Raw genomic sequence first — 17,715 nt, forward strand, 5'->3', positions numbered from 1 at the left:
AACACACGCATCTTACTTCTCAGTAAACTCTCCGTCTACGACGTCATCGCCATTGTTGGCATCTGATGCGCCTGTGTTTTCAGCGCCTTGAGCTCCCGCTTGGGCCTGTTGAGCTGCGGCTGCTTGTTCGTAGAGCTTGACGGCCAGGGCTTGGGCTTTTTCGTTGAGGGTTTCGAGTTTGCTCTTCATATCGTCCAGATTGTTAGCTTCTTGGGCCTTCTTGAGGTCGTCCAGGGCAGCCTGAGCGGCATCGCGTTCTGTATCGAAGCCTTTGCCTTCAGTTTCCTTGATGGTCTTTTCAGTTGCAAAGATGGCTTGGTCTACTTCGTTGCGCAGGTCTACTTCTTCCTTGCGCTTCTTATCTGCTTCAGCGTTGGCTTCTGCATCCTTCATCATGCGGTCGATTTCTTCATCAGTCAGACCGCTGTTGGATTGGATGACAATGTGCTGTTCTTTTTGCGTACCCAGATCTTTGGCCTTAACAGATACGATACCGTTCTTGTCAATATCAAAGGTTACTTCGATTTGAGGGATACCGCGAGGGGCAGCTGGAATGTCAGTCAGCTGGAAGCGTCCCAGCGTTTTGTTATCCGCTGCCATTGGGCGTTCCCCTTGAAGGACATGGATGTCAACAGCCGGCTGGTTGTCTGCCGCAGTTGAGAAGACCTGTGATTTAGAGGTTGGGATTGTTGTGTTGCGGTCAATCAGCTTGGTAAATACACCGCCCATGGTTTCGATACCAAGTGACAATGGGGTTACGTCCAGCAGGACAACATCTTTGACATCACCAGTGATGACACCGCCCTGAATAGCTGCACCCATGGCCACTACTTCGTCAGGATTCACTGATTTGTTTGGTTCTTTACCAGTTTCAGCCTTGACCGCTTCGACAACAGCTGGGATACGAGTTGAACCGCCGACCAGGATGACTTCGTCAATTTCTGACAGGGAAAGTCCTGCGTCAGAAAGAGCACGGCGGACAGGTTCTTTGGTACGGTCTACCAAGTCACGGGTCAAATCGTCAAATTTGGCACGGGTCAGGGTCATTTCCAAGTGGAGCGGTCCAGCTTCGCCAGCTGTGATAAACGGCAGGCTGATTTGGGTTGAAGTCACACCTGAAAGATCCTTCTTCGCTTTCTCTGCTGCATCTTTCAAACGCTGCAGAGCCATCTTGTCGTTGGACAGGTCGATGCCGTTTTCTTTTTTGAACTCAGCTACCATATGGTCGATAATCTTTTGGTCAAAGTCGTCACCGCCCAGCTTATTGTCGCCGGCAGTTGCCAAGACATCAAAGACACCGTCGCCCAACTCAAGGATTGATACGTCAAAGGTACCGCCGCCCAAGTCAAAGACCAAGATTTTTTCTTCTTTATCTTGTTTGTCAAGACCGTAAGCAAGAGCTGCTGCAGTTGGTTCGTTGACGATCCGTTCTACTTCAAGTCCAGCGATTTTACCAGCGTCTTTTGTCGCCTGACGCTGCGCATCGTTAAAGTAAGCTGGAACAGTGATAACCGCTTTGCTTACTTTTTCACCCAGGTATTCTTCCGCATAGCCTTTCAGGTATTGCAGGATCATGGCTGAGATTTCCTGCGGGGTGTATTCTTTGCCGTTAGCAGAAACTTTTTCAGATGTTCCCATTTTTGATTTGATGGAAATAATGGTATCCGGGTTTGTTACTGCTTGACGCTTGGCTGCATCACCGACGATGATTTCGCCGTTTTTGAATGATACGACAGACGGAGTCGTGCGGTTTCCTTCTGGATTGGCAATGATTTTGCTTTCAGTCCCTTCCAGAACTGCAACTGCTGAGTTTGTTGTACCTAAGTCAATACCGATAATTTTGCTCATTATTTTTTCCTCTTTTTACTTTAATTTTCTTTTTGATACTCTTCTTTGGTTCGCTTCGCTCATTAAAAGCAAGCTGAACCAATGTTTTCTTATTTCATAGTTTACCGTCATTTCGGACAAGTTTCTTATTGTGCTGCGACACGAGAAGTCGAAATCGATTTTATTTCGACGGCGAGTTAGTAAGGAGGCTAGGCAAGTCGCCCCGGCGATTGCCGTTTTCTGGTGAGTTGCTTGAGCAACCAACAGAATCGCCTAGTTGAACACGCCCTAAGCTCTGGGTAAAAAAGATAGATTTCCTTGTGTTCATCGAACACTTCGTCAATCTCCTATTTTTACTGTGAGCTTTTTACGGGCTGTGTATCTTAATTGTACACCACCACCATAGCCGGCCTCAGGATACGGTCATGGAGTTTGTAGCCTTTTTGGAAGACCTGCGCGATAGTATCGGCGGGGTGCTCGTCGTCAGCTGGCTGGGTTTGAATAGCCATGTGATAGTTATGGTCAAAAGTCCCGTCAGCCTCGATTTCCTCAATTCCCTCTTCTTTAAGGGCATGAACCAGACTTTCCTGCACCATTTCCAGCCCCTTTTTGACATCATCTGTCAGACCTTCAACGGCCAGTGCCCGCTCCAGATTGTCCAACGAGGGCAAGATAGCTTTTGCTAAATCCTGACTGCGGTATTTTTGCAGCAGCTGGCGCTCCTCGCTGGCCCGGCGCTGGATATTCTGCATTTCTGCATGGGCCCGCAGGTATTTGTTTTCAAATTCATCTGCCCGCTCATTGGCCAGTTCCAGATCTGATTTTTCAGGACCTGCTGACTCAGGCTGTTCAGCCGTTTCGACAGCTTCCTCTTTTACTTCTACATCTTCTGGATGTTCTTCTTTTTTGTGTTTTGCCACAAGGCACCTCCTTTAGGAATGGTTGTTTCGTGCTGTTTTGGATCTTTACGCTCTCACATCTTAGTGCACTTCATAATGATTGCTGCTCAAATATCTATAGAAATCCGTTAGCTTCATCGTTAAAACCCGATTGACAACATTGAGCTGGCTGACTAGGTACTGATAGTCCAGATTGACCGGTCCGATGACCGCCAGAACCCCAAACCCCCGATAGGGGATGAGAAATTTACTGGAAATCAGGGTCAAGTCCGCCAGACTGCTTTCTCTGCTGTCCGCTACGCGCACGCTCTGCATCTGATCCTCAGCTAGGCTGTCGCGAATCTCAAAGGCGACTTTCTGCGGATCATCAAAGAACTGGTAGGCTGTCAGGTCAGAGAATTCCAGCAGCTGAACCTTGCCCGCCACAATCACATTTTCCTTGAAAATATCTCCGAAGATATGCTCAAAGAGCGGGATGACATTGTCCGTCGTCGTGAAATAACGCTGAATAATCTGCGGAATCTCCGTCCGAATCTTGTAGTGGATATCCAGCACTGTCTGTCCTAAAAACCGCTCCCGTATCAGGGCTTTGAGCCTGTCCAGGTCTTCTCTGAGGAAGTTGCGCGGAATCATAAACTGACTGCTGATGGTATTGGACTCATCCAGCGTAAAGACGGCCAGAGCCGTATGCTGGCTGAGCACCACGATGTCAAAAGCTGTCAGCCGCTGCCGGCTGGGCTCCACATCCAGAGCCACAACTGTACAGCCGCTAAGCTTGGACAGCAAATCTGCCGCCTGCTGAAGGATGTCCTCTAAATTGAAGAATTCATGGTCAAAAGCCTTAATCACTTCATAGAGCTCATTTTCAGCGAGCCGGTCAAAGGACAGGGAGTGCTTGACAAAGTACTGAAAACCAGCCACACTGGGCTTGCGCCCGCTGGAGGTATGGGCCTTTTCCAAGAGCCCCTGCTTTTCCAGAGCTGCCATGTCATTGCGAATGGTTGCACTGCTGGACTGAATAGACTGCTGCAAGGCCTTGGAGCCGACCGGTTCGTGCGTCTTGCTAAAGATGTCAATGATTAGATTTAAAATCTCATTCTGACGCTCTGTTACCACGACATCACCCCTTTCAGCACTAAGGTTTGAGATTTTGATTTCTGATTAGCACTCAAAACCTTCGAGTGCTAATTCATGATTCTATTATACACTCTTCTCAGACAAAGTCAAGATAAAAACTCAAAAAATTAGCACTCTTTTTGAAAGAGTGCTAAAAATCAGTCTGAAGACCTAGAGTTTTCACCAAGCTGTGCTGAAGCCGTACGGCGCAATGGAACAGACTCCACAGCCTTATTTTCCTGCCGCTTTGAGCATGGTCAGGTATTCTTCCAGCACCAGATTGTGCTGCTGCATGTACTGGGCATTTTCCACACCGACATAGCGGTAGTGCCAATTTTCAAAATCCACACCGGTCACATCGCTCTTTCCTTCCGGATAGCGCAGAACAAAGCCATACTGCGGCGCCAGTTCGGCAATCTTGGCTGCTAAGTCGTCCTGCTGGCCTTCAGGCACGCTCATGTCAATCGCGAGACCCGTCTGGTGCTCGCTCGCACCCGGCAGCTGAACTCTTTTCTGAACCAGAGCTTCTGCCTCTTCATGAGACAGACCATTGGCTTCCTCTGCAGCAATATTCTCATTATAGAGCTCTTCCTGCTCAGCCCGGCTGCGGTAGCCCGAAATCAAGGTCTCTTCCGGAGCAAGAGCCTGGGCGGCTGCCAGAAACTGCTGGGTATTTTCTGCAATACGGCTGTCCACCTGAATATCGCCAACCTGGGTCAAAGCCGGTGTCGTTTCCTCCTGCAGATGATCCCGGTTGACCAAAATCAGGTTCCAGTCGGAGCTGGAAACATCGGGCAGATCAGTCTGGGCCGTTTTTGAGCCAGAGCCGGACGAGCTTTTCTGACTGGAACTGCTGGAATTTCCCGGAAAAGGCACCTTAGCCAGCAAAGACTGCCACAGTTTCGGCTGGAAATAAAGAGCCGTTCCGCCGATTGCAGCAGCCAGCAGCAGCAAAGCCAAGAAAGTCCGCCAGAAAATCTTAGCCTTGGATCGTTTTTTCTTCTAATATGTTTCGCGCGATTCACTCTGTTCCTCCAATACTTTGGCACCAGCTTTGCGATAGGACAAATCACCGATGCCGTTCACTGTAAACACCCCATCCTCATAATCCACTACTGTCACACTGCCATTATCAAGACCGTGCGGCCTGGTTTTATTGATGAGATAGACAAAGGTCCCGATGGTCATGCCATGGCTGACAACAATCGCATTGCCGCCGCCGGCCGCTTCCATCTCCTCAGCAATGGCTGAAAAGCCCTCCCAGATACGGCCGCTGAGCTTTTCCCAATTTTCGGCCCAGCCGGCTGTATCCACTTCAACCAAGCCTTCGGCCAGCTCGGCATAGCTGAGCTGATGCACATGCTCAACATTGAAAACACGGGGCATGACGCCCATAAAAAGCTCACCGTCATAGGCACCGTCAAAGCTGCCAAAACACCACTCGCGGATGCGCTTGTCTGTCCGATAGGGGATCCGCCCGGTCAGGCCCAGCTCTTCTAAGATAATGCCCATGGTCTGAATGGTCCGGCCGGAATCGCTGGAATAGGCCCGGCTGAAGTCCAGTCCTGACTCCCGCAGGCCGATGCCCAACTCCCGAATGCCACGCTCGCCTTGGGCGGTCAGCGGTGTATCGGACCAGCCCTGAGCCCGGCCAATGGTGTTAAACATGGTCTTGCCGTGGCGGACCAGATATAATCTTGTTTTTGCCATTTGTTACCTCCGTAGTTCTTTTCATATTATACCATTTTCTGAAAAAAACCGCTCTGCTGGACTTTCCAGAAAAAAAGCGGGCTCTCTTGCAAGTCCCGCCTGAACTGATTATTTGCCTGCCTGATTCAGCAGTTTGGCTCCTGCTTGGCGGTAGGATAGATCTCCTACACTTTGAAGGCTGAAGCGGCCATTTTTGTATTCGACCACTGTCACGCTGCCGTTTTGGACTCCGGGATTCTCACTGACTGCTTGGTCAATCAGACCGGCAAAAGTGCCAATCGTCATGCTATGGCTGACCACCAGAGCATTGCCGCCGCCGGCTGCCTCTACTTCCTGCGCTATCGCTTCAAAACCTTCTAAAATCCGGCCGCTGAGCTTATCCCAGGGCTCAGCCCATCCGGCTGTGTCAACCTCCACCAGTCCATTGGCCAGATCCGGCAGGCTGAGCTTTCTGTAGTCATCTGTATCCAGCACGCGCGGAATGACTCCGTGAAAGAGCTCCCCGCCATAGGCGCCGTCAAAGCTGCCAAAACACCATTCGCGGATGCGCTTATCAAAACTATAAGGGATTTTGCCGGTCAGTCCCAGCTCCTCTAAGATAATGCCCATGGTCTGAATGGTTCGGCCGGAATCGCTGGAAAAGGCCCGGCTGAAGTCCAGTCCTGACTCCCGCAGGCCAATGCCCAGTTCCCGAATACCGCGCTCACCTTCAGCCGTCAGGGGAGTATCGGACCAGCCCTGAGCCCGGCCGATGGTGTTAAACATCGTTTTGCCGTGACGAATCACATAAAGTCTTGTTGTTGGCATCTCTTCTCCTTTATCATGTCAATCTTTCTTTTTCTGTCTGAGGCTCTTTTTATCTTCCATTCAACTGTCGGCAGCTTCAACAGCCTGAAGACTCTTGAAGGCTGCAGATAAACCAAACGAAAAGGCGGTATCACCCAAACATTTTCTCAATCGACTTGGCAGCGTAAGCAGTAGTCAGAATAGAAAGCCCTAGAACAAGCAGACCTGTAAACCAATAGTCGTCTGAAAGCTGGCCGCTCAAGGCGGCCCGATTGATGGCAGCAAAAGCTTCAGAGAGCGGCATCCTGTCTTGATAATAGATCTGAGCATATCGCAGTTGAAAAGCCAGCAAACTCATGGATGATGCCAGCACCAGACTGACAATGCCTCCAAAAAGGGACAGGCCTTTCCCCAGCAGCCGATAGCCGCTGACAGTCAGAAATCCTACCAAAACAGCAGTCAAGCTCATCAGCCGCTGCGAACCGGTCAAAAGAAAGACCACGGGAGCACCGGCAAGGCTGCCCAGAAGGGCACCGACAAAGCCCAAAAGGAAGTTTTCTCTTTGTCTTGGCCGCTGTGGGCGCGGAGCTTCTTTTCGTCTGGTCTCCTGAATGGCCAGCAGCTTCTCATAGCTGGTGGGCGTCAGAAAAAGCCATTTCCCGCCAACTTGATAGAGGGCAACTCTACCGGTTCGGCCGGTTTTTTCACAGGCACTGAGCAGACCTTCTTCTTCAAAATAATAGGTACAGTCCTCAATAGCCGCCTCCAAATGGTCACGCAGTTCCGTCAGATCCGGAGCAGGCAGAATCGCATAAGCCAAACAATAGCCAGCTCTTTCATAATCAATCAGCACATCCGAAAAGTCCGTCAGGGCCTCTAAAACCGCTGTATCTGCACGCCCTGCTTCAGTCCCAACCGAAAAGAAAATAGCAAACTGCCCCTGATCCGTGACAGGTTCCAGATAAAATGGAAACCCTCTCCTCTGACCGTAAATCAGACCGCTCTGCCCATCAAAGGACAGCCCTAAATCAAGGGCCAGCTCCTCTAATTCTTTTTTCTTCATCTCCTTATCTTCTCCTAAAAAATCCTAAGAAACCTTCATTGCAGCTCCTGCCCAAGCTATTCTAACTCCACACCGAACAGCCCGTCGCACAATATGCGGCGGTCCATCTGCAGGCTCACAAGCGCAAGAAAGCAACCGCAGCACTGCAGAAACAGGCTGCGCTCACCTTATCGCCACTCCCGACTGCAGGGAAAAGTTTGAAAGAGGCTGAGACAGGCTCCCATGATGGCTGCGCCCTCACCCACAGAGGGATGCATCTTTTGGAAGATACCCTATAAAAAGTCCTTCAGTCTCACTTTGTTGTGGTAAAAAACTCTTGACGCTCCTATCCTGCAAACAGCAATGTTCAAAAGTTAGGCCGCTTCTGGCTCAGTCTTTAGTATTTCTCTGCCACAGCGCTGATGGCCACCAAAAGCGCTATCACTGACACGAGCAGCATGGCAGCGCCATTGGCCCAATACTGGCCAGAAACCTGACCAGCCATAGCGGCATGGTTGACCATATCGAAGGCTTCAAATATGGTCCGCCCTTCCTGCCGCGAAAGGGTCTGTGCATTCTGCAGCTGAAAGGCCAGCAAGCTCATGGCTGGAGCCAAAAGCAGGCTGACTGCAGCCCCGAAAAGGGACAGACGCTTGGCAAATTTCTGATAGCCCTTGAGCGTCAGAACAGCGACAAGTATACCGGCCATGATGGCAGCAATCCCCGAAGCTGCCAGAATAAAGACCGACAGAGATCCCAGCAAACTGCCCAGAAAAGCTCCCGCAATCCCCAGCATGTAATGCTCCTTGGGCCGGCTGCGGCCTGCCTGGCTTCTGCTCTTAGCTGCTGTCAGTTCTTGATAAGTTGAGGGGAGGAGAAAAAGCAGTTCTCCTTTGACCTGATAGAGTCCCACATCCCCAGCAGAGCCCGACTTTTCACAGACATTGACCAGACCGCGCGCCTCAAAATAGCGGGTGCTGTCTTCGATAGCTTCCTGCAAAATACTGCGCAGCTGCTCGAAATCAGAACTGTTCAAAACCTGATAGGCCACACAGTGACCTGCCTGCTCATGGCGAAGCAGAACTTCTGAAACATCTGTCAAAGCAGCCAAAAGACTGCTGGGAGCAGGCCCCTCTGCTGAGCCAACTGAAAAGAAGATGGCAAACTGGTCATCGGCCATAATCGGCTCTGCATAAAAAGTAAAGCCTCTTCTTTTCCCGTAAATAATCTCTTGTTTCTCATCAAATGACAGTCCTAAGCCAAGGGCCAGGTCTGCTAACTCTTTCTTTTTCATAATCTTTATTATCTCCTAAAATAAAACAGGTAAATTTCTGCTCTCCCAGCCTTCCTCTCCTATCCCGACCGCTGTCAGGGAAAAGCCGAGCCGCAGCCGCCTGATTTCACAATCTCCTACTTTGGAAACCAGACATTTCATTTGCAAATATACAGTCTTTAATTTTTAAAACTGTGAATAGGGGCCGGAATCTGACCGCCGCGGGCAATAAAGTCGGCTGATGAAGCCTGATTGACTTTCATGACCGGAGCTGTGCCCAAGAGGCCGCCGAATTCGATCCTATCGCCTTCTTTGCCTTTGGGAATAATCCGAACGGCCGTCGTCTTCTGATTGATGACCCCGATAGCGGCTTCGTCCGCAATCATGGCCGCGATGGTCTCAGACGGTGTCGCTGCCGGAATGGCAATCATATCCAGACCCACTGAGCAGATAGCAGTCATGGCTTCCAGCTTTTCTAAGTTGAGCGAACCACTCTGCACCGCCGCAATCATGCCCTCATCCTCAGAAACCGGAATGAAGGCGCCGGACAGGCCGCCGACTTGATTGCAGGCCATGACACCGCCTTTTTTGACTTGGTCATTGAGCAAAGCCAAAGCCGCCGTTGTCCCATGCGTACCGACTGTTTCCAGACCCATTTCCTCCAACACACGGGCCACGGAATCACCGACCGCCGGAGTCGGCGCCAGACTCAGATCGACGATGCCGAACTTGACACCCAGCCGCTCGCTGGCCATCTGACCGACCAGCTGGCCGATACGAGTAATCTTAAAGGCTGTTTTCTTGACCGTCTCCGCCACCACATCAAAACTCTGGCCGCGGACCTTTTCCAAAGCCCGCTTGACGACACCGGGACCGGAAACACCGACATTGATGACCACATCGGCCTCGCCGACCCCGTGAAAGGCGCCTGCCATGAAGGGATTGTCTTCGACTGCATTGGCAAAGACAACCAGCTTGGCTGCGCCCATATCGGACAGCTCAGCTGTTTCCTTGATTACCCGGCCCATGTCACGGACCGCCGTCATATTGATACCGGTTTTGGTAGAGCCGATATTGACCGAGGAGCAGACCTTGTCCGTCTCCGCCAGAGCCCGGGGGATGGAGTTGATGAGGATTTCATCGCCCTTCTGGTAGCCCTTCTGGACCAAAGCCGAGAAACCGCCGATAAAGTCAACGCCGATTTCCTTGGCCGCTTTATCCAGCGCCTTGGCCAAGGGCAGATAGTCTGTCGCATCTGTCGCTGCGCCAATCAAGGCAATCGGGGTGACAGAGACCCGTTTATTGACAATGGGAATGCCCAGCTCAGCTGCAATCTCATCACCCACTGCCACCAGATTCCGAGCCTTGGTCGTGATTTTTTGGTAAATCTTCTCCGCTGCCCGATCAATATCTGTATCAATGCAGTCCAAGAGAGAGATGCCCATGGTGATGGTCCGAATATCAAAATTCTGCTCCTCAATCATGGCAATGGTTTCCGTAACTTGTCTAATATCCATCCTTCACCTCTTAGATATTGTACATGGCGTCAAAAATCGCTGCGCTTTGGATATTGATTTTGACATTGAGCGTTTGACCGAAAGCTTCAAACTCGCTGCGAAGCGCTGTAAAATCTTTCTTTTCGTCGCTGGATACCAAGGCCATCATGGTAAAATATTCCTCCAAAACAGTTTGTGAAATATCGTCAATATTGAGACCCAGCTCGGCGATTTTGGCAGAAACACCCGCTACAATTCCGGCCTTATCCTTGCCAACAACGGTAATAATTGCTTTCATGCTTGACTCCATTCATTTTTCATTTATCCCATTGTAGCATAAATCAGCTTATTTTGCATGTTATTTCAAAAAATATCATTGGAAATTCCAAGAGACGGCCGGCAGCAAGCAGGGGCGGCTGGTCCATTTGGTATGGAGAGGCCTTCTGCCGACAGCGCTGCCGCCCTCTCTTCCACGAAAGGCCACCATACAGAAAGGGCGGTGGGACAGACTCCCTCCCCCGGACTGTTTTGACACAAACTGCGTTTGTTTTATTCCCAACCTCTCACAGTCCCCCAGACTGTTGGGGCAAGGCGAGTTAACGACCTCATAAAAGATAAACGAAATGACGATACTAGACCGTTTGGCAGTTCTCAGTCTTCCTTTTTGCCGGTTTTTTTCAAACCGAGCGCCGTCAGGAGGCTGAGGCCGGCCGCTGCCAGCAGCCCGGCATTTTCTTTGCTTCCGGTGTCAGGGAGAGTCTCCTGAGATTTTTCTTCCCATTCTTTTTGCTGGCGTCTGAAGCTCATCGGATCTGCAAAGTTATCCTTGATTTCTTGAGCCGCCCGTTCTCTTTCATCCATATCCATGTCCTTATCTTCAATGTCTGGCTGAGTCACTGCGCCGCCGTCAACCGCACGGTCCGGCAGACCTGCATAGTCGCTGTCCTGCTCATTTGGCAGATAATTGAAGCGCAGGGCCTTGCTGTATTCCACCGTCGGGATAGTCAGGCGGACAGAATCATTTTTAAAAGTAATCTCATAGATGTCCGGGATATACACATTGGTCGGATCATAGGCATTTAAGGCCAAAACTAGTTTATGCCCTTTCTTGACCGTATAGACATTGGGCTGCAGGTAGACTGTGTAATCACGGAAGCGTCCGTCTGTCGGGTCAATGGAGCTGCGGGAGCTGGCTGAATCATAGCCGGCTTCCGGATTGGCCAGATTGATCCAGCCGCTGGCAATGATATTGTACTTCACATTGCGGGCCCCAAAGATGTATTCCGGAATACTGGTCAGATTGCTGCCCATCCAATAGCCCGCTTGACTGAGCTGATCCATGGCTAGGTTGGTATTTCTATTGCCATCCTGATCAAAGCTGTCAATCTCTGCCACTACCGGATAGTCTTCTTCTGAAACATCCATCAAAAAAGCATTTATTTGAAAATCTTTGCCGCTTCCCTTATTGAGCCGGGCTCTGAACCGAAGCGGAATATTGCCCTTGATTGTCACGTCTTCCTCCACATCGGCCGCATAAGCTGCTGTGATGTCCGAGGACTGTCTGCTGGCTGAGGAATCTCTGTCCCTCCAGCCTACAGGAGAGGCAATCAAGTCACTGCTGATGGTCACTTCTTCACGCTTAGAGTAGGCCTGACCATCCAGCTGGTGCGGAGCTTTCCAGCTTTCATACTCTGTCCACTTGGTCGGATCATAGTTATTCTGCACCTGAACCGTCGGGATAGTCTCCACTCCATTGTCCAGACCGTAGAGATAGTGGCTGTACCAGCGGTTTAGGAGGTCATCAAAAGGCCGGCCGTTGACATTGGTACCGAAGCGGGCAGTAGCCGGCTCCGTATGGTTGCCCTGATGAAGCAGAAGCTTGTAGGTCTGACCGCTCTTTTCCATCGCCTGCTGCATCAGCTCAAAATGCTTGGTCCTGACATTGTGGTCATTCAGCCCATGGACAATCAGGGCCGGAACCTTGATCTGTTCTGCATTTAAGGTATAATCCCGATTGGCCCAAAGATCACTGTAGTTGCTGCCGTCCTTGCGCTGCTCTTTGTTGAGCTCAGTGACAAAAGCAGCGTATCGTTCCTTAATCGTATCCCAGTCGTCTTGGTCCAAGACCCGGCCGGATACATAGACAGAGAGCCAGGACAGCAAATCGGCCGGTGCATAGCGAATAGAAGTCCCCTGGCTGTTATAGTAATCATACCAGGAAGCAATGCCGGCCGCCGGAACAATGGTCTTCAGCCCATCAACACCTGTCGTTCCCACACCGAAAGTAGTGGTTCCTGCCCAGGAAAGGCCGTTCATCGCCACATTGCCGTTGGACCAGTCGGCCTTGATCGCAATATTGCTGGTCTTGTCTGTGTAAGCTGTACGCTGGCCATTCAGCCATTCAATCACACTGCGGTAGGCCGCAATTTCCACATCCGAACCGGTGGTATTGAAGCCGTCAGAGCCCTTGGAGCCATTGCCCGAACTGGTCACAACAGCATAACCGCGCACCAGGTAGTAGTTGTACCAGTTCAGATTTTCATAATCGTAATGGGTCCGGCTTTCCGTACTTTCCAAAGGATTGATATAGTACCAGTCAGATGACCGGCTCTTCTTGGCCGCTTCAATCGTGGTCATACTTCCGACCGGCACCCGCTTGTCCGGCTGACTGTGCAGGTCATCCAGATTAAAGCTGCCGCCTTCCTGCAGACCGAAATCTTCCAGAACCTGCTTCTCCGTGGTCCCTGTCACATAAGGACTGGCCTCGTAGATTGTTGCTGCCTTGTAATCACCATTGACTGCCGCCTTTGGCACTTGGACGAAGGTCTTTATCAAATCACGCTTGCCGTCTCCGTCAGTATCATAGTCCGTCTCGACATAGACGATATAGCGGACAATGTCGCTGTCCTCATAGGAATAGCCCTCTGTCATAGCCCCGCTTGTAAAAGGAAAAATCGGCTGGGCCCGGCCGTTGAGAAAAAGCGGCTCTTTCTTTTCCGCCCGATAAGCATCATGGAGCCTTTGCGCGACAGTATACATAGACTGCAGATCCTGCACCTTGGCCGTCGGATCGGCAGCTTCGTCAATCATTCCCAGACTCTTGGCAAAGCTCAGATAGTCAGAAGGCGTCTGGCCGATTTGGCTGGGATGGAGAGCAGCCCACTTGAGCAGTTCTGTCACTGCATCCTGAACCGTCAGCTCCTGACCGCTGAGACTGCTGTCAGACAGCGGTCCGGTGTAAGCAGCCAAATCCGCTCCGGTAGCATGAAGCTGAGGCGCCGGGCTGACTCTTGCAGAAGGATCCGCAGAGGGACTTTCTGGCTGAGGCTCTGCGGGATGTTTCGCACTTTGGCTCCCCAGATCAGCTGCTGCTGCTTCAAAAACAGGCTGAGAGGCAGCCTGCTGCTCCGCAGCAGCCCTGCCCTGTCCTTCTGAGAAAGAGACTGAACCCACCTGACTATCAGACTGGGCCGCTCCTTCTTGCGCAGTTCCTTGAGCTGCCGTCTGAGCAGTTTCTGTCACTGTCAGCACCGCAGTATCCTGCTTCTCTTCACCGCTCTGCAGCTGCAGGCTGCTTGAGGTCTGGCTGGATGCCGACTGCATCTCATCAGCCAAGACCTGGTGAGCCAGCAAAGTCGGGGCCAACAAAAGACCCGGCAGAACGAGAGCAACGATTTTCTTCTTATCCATAAACATACTCCTTTGAAATTCCGTCTGCTATTACCGTCTTCCTTTATTATATTGCTAAAAAATTTTAATTTCAAGACCCCACACTGCTTGTTTATCTTACTTAACAAAACTGTAACATCATTGTATTCAAAAAATGAAAGACCGCTTTTCCTGCAGCTGCAGCAAGATTCTATATGCTTTTAGTAGTGAGGCGGTGGGACAGACTCCCAGCCTATCGCTTAACGTACAGGACGATAGGGCAGTGAGCTGCTCAAAGCACTGCTTGGAGGCTGCAGATGAAACTTCCGTGAGGAAGTATCAAAAACCTTCGGTGGAGGTTTTGAGGCAATGAATAGAGCTTCCGTGAGGAAGTATCAAAAGTAGGGCTATTTGACACAACTTCGTTTTTTTTATCGGTCAGCTCCAATCCCCCAGACTGTTAAAGCAAGCTGGCGCCGTTTGAAGAAATTTTCGAAGAATAGTAGGAAAAAGCACAAGGAGGAAGCCGCACTCCAAAGCTGCTTTGCTATTTTTGTCTGTTTTTCTAACTTTTTATTTGAAAGCGGTTTCTAATCTTGATATACTAATTATGAAAGATTCTATCACATAAAGGAGATTTTTCATATGAGAGATTCATATCAGAAACGTTTGTATCGTCAGGCGCTGAGTGTATCAGCTGCTGTGCTTTTGGCTGTCTTGGCTCAGGGCAAGGCTGCTGCTGACAGTCTGGACAGTTCAGAGCTTCCGCCGGCGGCTCCCGCTGTCCAAACCTTGACCGACGAGGCGAAGACTGACAGCTCAGACAAGACTGCTGACAGTCAGGCGGACAGCCCAGCTTCAGAAAGCAGCCAGAACCAGCCGAACTCCGAAAATGCTGCCAGTCCGGCAGCTCCGGAATCACGCGCAGCCACCGGTGAGCAAGGCCAGACCCAGCTGGCCGACAGCACTGTTTATCTGTCAGAAACCGCAGCTCTGGAGGAGAAGGTTCAAGGGCAGGCGGCTCAGGCTGGGAAGCTCAGCTGGACCTTGGACGGCAAAGCCCTGTCTGACTGGAAAACTTGGAATATGGACGACGGCAGCTTTACAGGCGAGTCCTTTATCACCATTGAAGAAACTGCTGACGGCAGCGACCTCAGGCTGGATCTGGCTTTTAAGGCGCTGTTCGGCGAGGATCTGAGCCTGCGCTCTCCCAACAATATCCGCCGAACCTACCGCAATTTTATCGGCAGTCATGAATTGGTCGGAAAAAGCGAAGATCTGAGTCTGACGATTCGCAAAAATATCATTCTGCGCCCTTATGAGGATTTCCACAGCCATGAGGAAATGCTGGCAGCTATTGAAAAGAGCCGCCAGGAGGCTAAGACCGACCGGCTGGTTGAGCTGGAAACGATTGGGACCAGCGCTCAGGGCCGCGACATCAAGCTGGGCATCATCAGCTCAGACCAAAAGAGCATTGATGACTATCTCAATACGACCAATCCGCAGGCACTGACCAAGCCGGCTGACATGCTGGCCGCCCTGAAAAGCGGCACTCTGGACTATAAACTGCCCGTCCTCATCAACAACACTCATGCTGACGAGCAGCCTGGCATCGATATTATCACCGGTCTTTTCAACGCCTTTGCCACCCAGGATTTAATCCGTTTCAAGACAAGCGATGCTGACGGCAGCGAAAAGGAAGTCACACTGAAGGTGCAGGACCTGCTGAAGAAATTCATTTTCCTTTTTGATTTTACCGAAAATCCAGACGGCGACGTGCTCAATACCCGTGCTCTGGCGAACGGCCTCGATCCCAACCGTGACACCGGTTATCAGAACAACCCGGAAACCCGCACCATTGCTGCCTTGATTAACAAATGGAATCCAATTGCCCTCTATGACATTCACGGCTTTGTCAAGGACTTCCTGATTGAGCCGGCCACCCCGCCGCATGACCCCAACTTCGAGTATGACCTTTTGGCTGATGTCATGCTGGAGAATGCCCACCATATGGGCCGGGCCGGTGTTGCCAATTCCAGCTATAACAAGTACATCATTCCCAAGCTGGACTGGGGCGACGGCTGGGACGACTCCTTCTCCGGCTATACAGCCGTCTATGCCATGTACCACGGTATTCTGGGCCATACGATTGAAATCCCTGAGAGCAACCAAGAGTCTTATAAGGCTGGTTACTATGCCGTCCTGGGCGGACTGGACTATCTGGCTCAACATCCTGACAAACTCATGGAAACCCGCCTCAACTTTTATCTGCGCGGGATCAATAAAACAGAAGATCCTCAGGCAGAAAAAGAACTGGTCGGACCTGACGGCCAAGTCATCGGCCGGCTGAAAAACGGGCAAAAAACTTTCTTCCCCGACTACTATGTCATCCCCATGAGTCTGGACAAGGACAATGACAGCCAAGAAGCCTTCAACATGATTGACTACTTCAAGCGCAACGGTGTTCTTATCCAAGAGCTGAAGGAAGACAGCGGCCCCTATAAAAAAGGTGATTTAGTAGTAGATATGGCCCAAGCCAAGCGCGGCTACGCCAATCACATTCTCTACAAGGGCTCCAATGAATCCGACTGGGCAGCCATGTATGCCGAGCTGGTAGTGAACTTCCCGGATATGAAAGGTTTTAAGGCTCAAGCGGTCTTTGAGGACAAGCTTTTCGAGGGCAAGCTCGGTGAAGTCACGGCGCTCAGAGCGACCCGGACCAGCCAGATCGACCCCAAAGCACCTTACTATGTCATTGCCAACACTTCCCAAAGTGCCGTTCAGGCGGTCAATCAGGCAATTAAGGAAGGCAAAAAGGTGTATCTGACCGAGGATGGCTATATCGTTGATACGCCAACTTTTACCAATCTCCTCTCCCAACATGCCATCTATGGAGATGCCCTTTATAAAATTCCGCAGGGTCAGGCTCTCAAAGCCTTGAAAGTCTACGCTCCCCCTCACCACTATTCTTGGGCCGGCGTTGACTCCCCCGCCCACACAGCACTGGCGCTGAAAAATATGGGCTTCGACATCGTAGACAGTCCAGAGGAAGCCGATGTCATTGTCCTTGAAAGCAATACATTCGACCAATCCCTGCTGGGCCGCAAACCAACGATTGTCGTCGGCGGCTCTGCTATGCAGCGGCTGGAAAAGCTGGGGCTGCTGGACGGTTTTGATGCTGAGCGCTTTAAGGGCGGCAGCGAATACGAGGGGCTGATGAAGGCTGTCATTGATGACCAAGATCCGCTGACCAGCGGTTATAAGAAGGATGGCCTCTTTTACTCCAACTCCGGCAACTGGATTGCTAAAATCCCGGCCAACTTCAGAACTCTGGCCAGCATTGCCGGCAGCGACTTCTATATCGCAGGCTGGTGGCCTGGCAATGAGCAGCTGGCCAATAAAGTGGTTGCTATCGCAGGGACTTATCAGGATCAGCCGCTCTTTGTCTACGCGGGCAATCCGACCAACCGTCTGCACCCGATTCATTTCTACCGCTGGATTTCCAATGCGGTCTTTGGCAGTCAGTTAGCTGAACTGACCGATTATCTGCCAGCCATTGAAGATCCTGGCAGCGTCACTCCTGCAACCTATCAGGGCCCAAGCCAGACTGTACTGGACTGGAAGCCGACAGCTTCAGCAGCACCTGCTCAGACCATACAGCTGACATACAGCAGCAATGCCCTGCCTCAAACCGGCAGCAAGGAAAACAGCAGCAGCTTCGCACTGGCCAGCTTCCTCATTGCAGGAGCAGCCGGACTTCTGCTGTGGAAGAAGAAGGAAAACTAGCACTCTTCCAATGCGGGAAGTGCCTCCTGAAATCTATAGGAGGCTCTTTTGGGTTTCCTGATAGTCTGTTATCTCCTTTTAGCAACTTGTTCGAAAACCGTATGTTGTGTCAGTCGCCTTAAGCAGCCGGCA

At 51.1% G+C, this 17,715-nt stretch carries 12 protein-coding genes; 1 reads left to right on the plus strand and 11 read right to left on the minus strand.

The annotated features are described in order from the left end of the window. Window positions 1-12 precede the first annotated feature (12 nt). The 11 genes from dnaK to STRDD11_RS06500 all read right to left on the minus strand — a co-directional run bounded on the left by dnaK (window position 13) and on the right by STRDD11_RS06500 (window position 13,839). On the minus strand, window positions 13-1,848 hold the full coding sequence (gene dnaK, locus STRDD11_RS06450; protein ID WP_128836520.1) for a molecular chaperone DnaK: 1,836 nt from the start codon (window positions 1,846-1,848) through the stop codon (window positions 13-15). A 362-nt stretch (window positions 1,849-2,210) separates the two neighbouring features. Further along, window positions 2,211-2,747 (minus strand): nucleotide exchange factor GrpE, encoded by a 537-nt coding sequence (gene grpE, locus STRDD11_RS06455; protein ID WP_128836522.1) that lies wholly within the window; start codon window positions 2,745-2,747, stop codon window positions 2,211-2,213. Between the two features lie 60 nt (window positions 2,748-2,807). After that, entirely contained in the window at window positions 2,808-3,842 is a 1,035-nt protein-coding gene (gene hrcA, locus STRDD11_RS06460; protein ID WP_128836525.1) for a heat-inducible transcriptional repressor HrcA, read from the minus strand. A gap of 231 nt (window positions 3,843-4,073) precedes the next feature. Then, window positions 4,074-4,820 carry a D-alanyl-D-alanine carboxypeptidase family protein gene (locus tag STRDD11_RS06465; protein ID WP_164828428.1) on the minus strand — a complete coding sequence of 249 codons (747 nt, stop codon included), beginning with the start codon at window positions 4,818-4,820 and terminating at the stop codon, window positions 4,074-4,076. Window positions 4,821-4,844: 24 nt separating this feature from the next. Next, a complete protein-coding gene (locus STRDD11_RS06470; RefSeq protein ID WP_128836528.1) occupies window positions 4,845-5,552 on the minus strand; it encodes a histidine phosphatase family protein in 708 nt (235 codons plus the stop codon). A gap of 108 nt (window positions 5,553-5,660) precedes the next feature. Next, window positions 5,661-6,359 (minus strand): histidine phosphatase family protein, encoded by a 699-nt coding sequence (locus STRDD11_RS06475; RefSeq protein ID WP_128836530.1) that lies wholly within the window; start codon window positions 6,357-6,359, stop codon window positions 5,661-5,663. A 130-nt stretch (window positions 6,360-6,489) separates the two neighbouring features. After that, window positions 6,490-7,401: a hypothetical protein gene (locus tag STRDD11_RS06480; RefSeq protein WP_128836532.1), complete on the minus strand. Its 912-nt coding sequence runs from the start codon at window positions 7,399-7,401 to the stop codon at window positions 6,490-6,492. A gap of 376 nt (window positions 7,402-7,777) precedes the next feature. Then, window positions 7,778-8,674 carry a hypothetical protein gene (locus tag STRDD11_RS06485; protein WP_128836535.1) on the minus strand — a complete coding sequence of 299 codons (897 nt, stop codon included), beginning with the start codon at window positions 8,672-8,674 and terminating at the stop codon, window positions 7,778-7,780. A gap of 158 nt (window positions 8,675-8,832) precedes the next feature. Beyond that, window positions 8,833-10,170, minus strand: a complete 1,338-nt coding sequence (locus tag STRDD11_RS06490) for a PFL family protein (RefSeq protein WP_128836538.1) — start codon at window positions 10,168-10,170, stop codon at window positions 8,833-8,835. 10 nt (window positions 10,171-10,180) lie between these two features. Then, complete coding sequence (locus STRDD11_RS06495; protein ID WP_128836540.1) at window positions 10,181-10,447, minus strand: ACT domain-containing protein; 267 nt, start codon at window positions 10,445-10,447, stop codon at window positions 10,181-10,183. 353 nt (window positions 10,448-10,800) lie between these two features. Continuing rightward, window positions 10,801-13,839 (minus strand): CocE/NonD family hydrolase, encoded by a 3,039-nt coding sequence (locus STRDD11_RS06500; RefSeq protein ID WP_128836543.1) that lies wholly within the window; start codon window positions 13,837-13,839, stop codon window positions 10,801-10,803. Between the two features lie 603 nt (window positions 13,840-14,442). Here STRDD11_RS06500 and STRDD11_RS06505 point away from each other — a divergent pair. After that, window positions 14,443-17,583: an LPXTG-anchored zinc carboxypeptidase gene (locus STRDD11_RS06505; protein ID WP_128836545.1), complete on the plus strand. Its 3,141-nt coding sequence runs from the start codon at window positions 14,443-14,445 to the stop codon at window positions 17,581-17,583. The last annotated feature ends 132 nt before the right edge of the window (window positions 17,584-17,715 follow it).

The sequence above is a fragment of the Streptococcus sp. DD11 genome, from assembly GCF_001578865.1.
Lineage (GTDB): Bacteria > Bacillota > Bacilli > Lactobacillales > Streptococcaceae > Streptococcus > Streptococcus panodentis.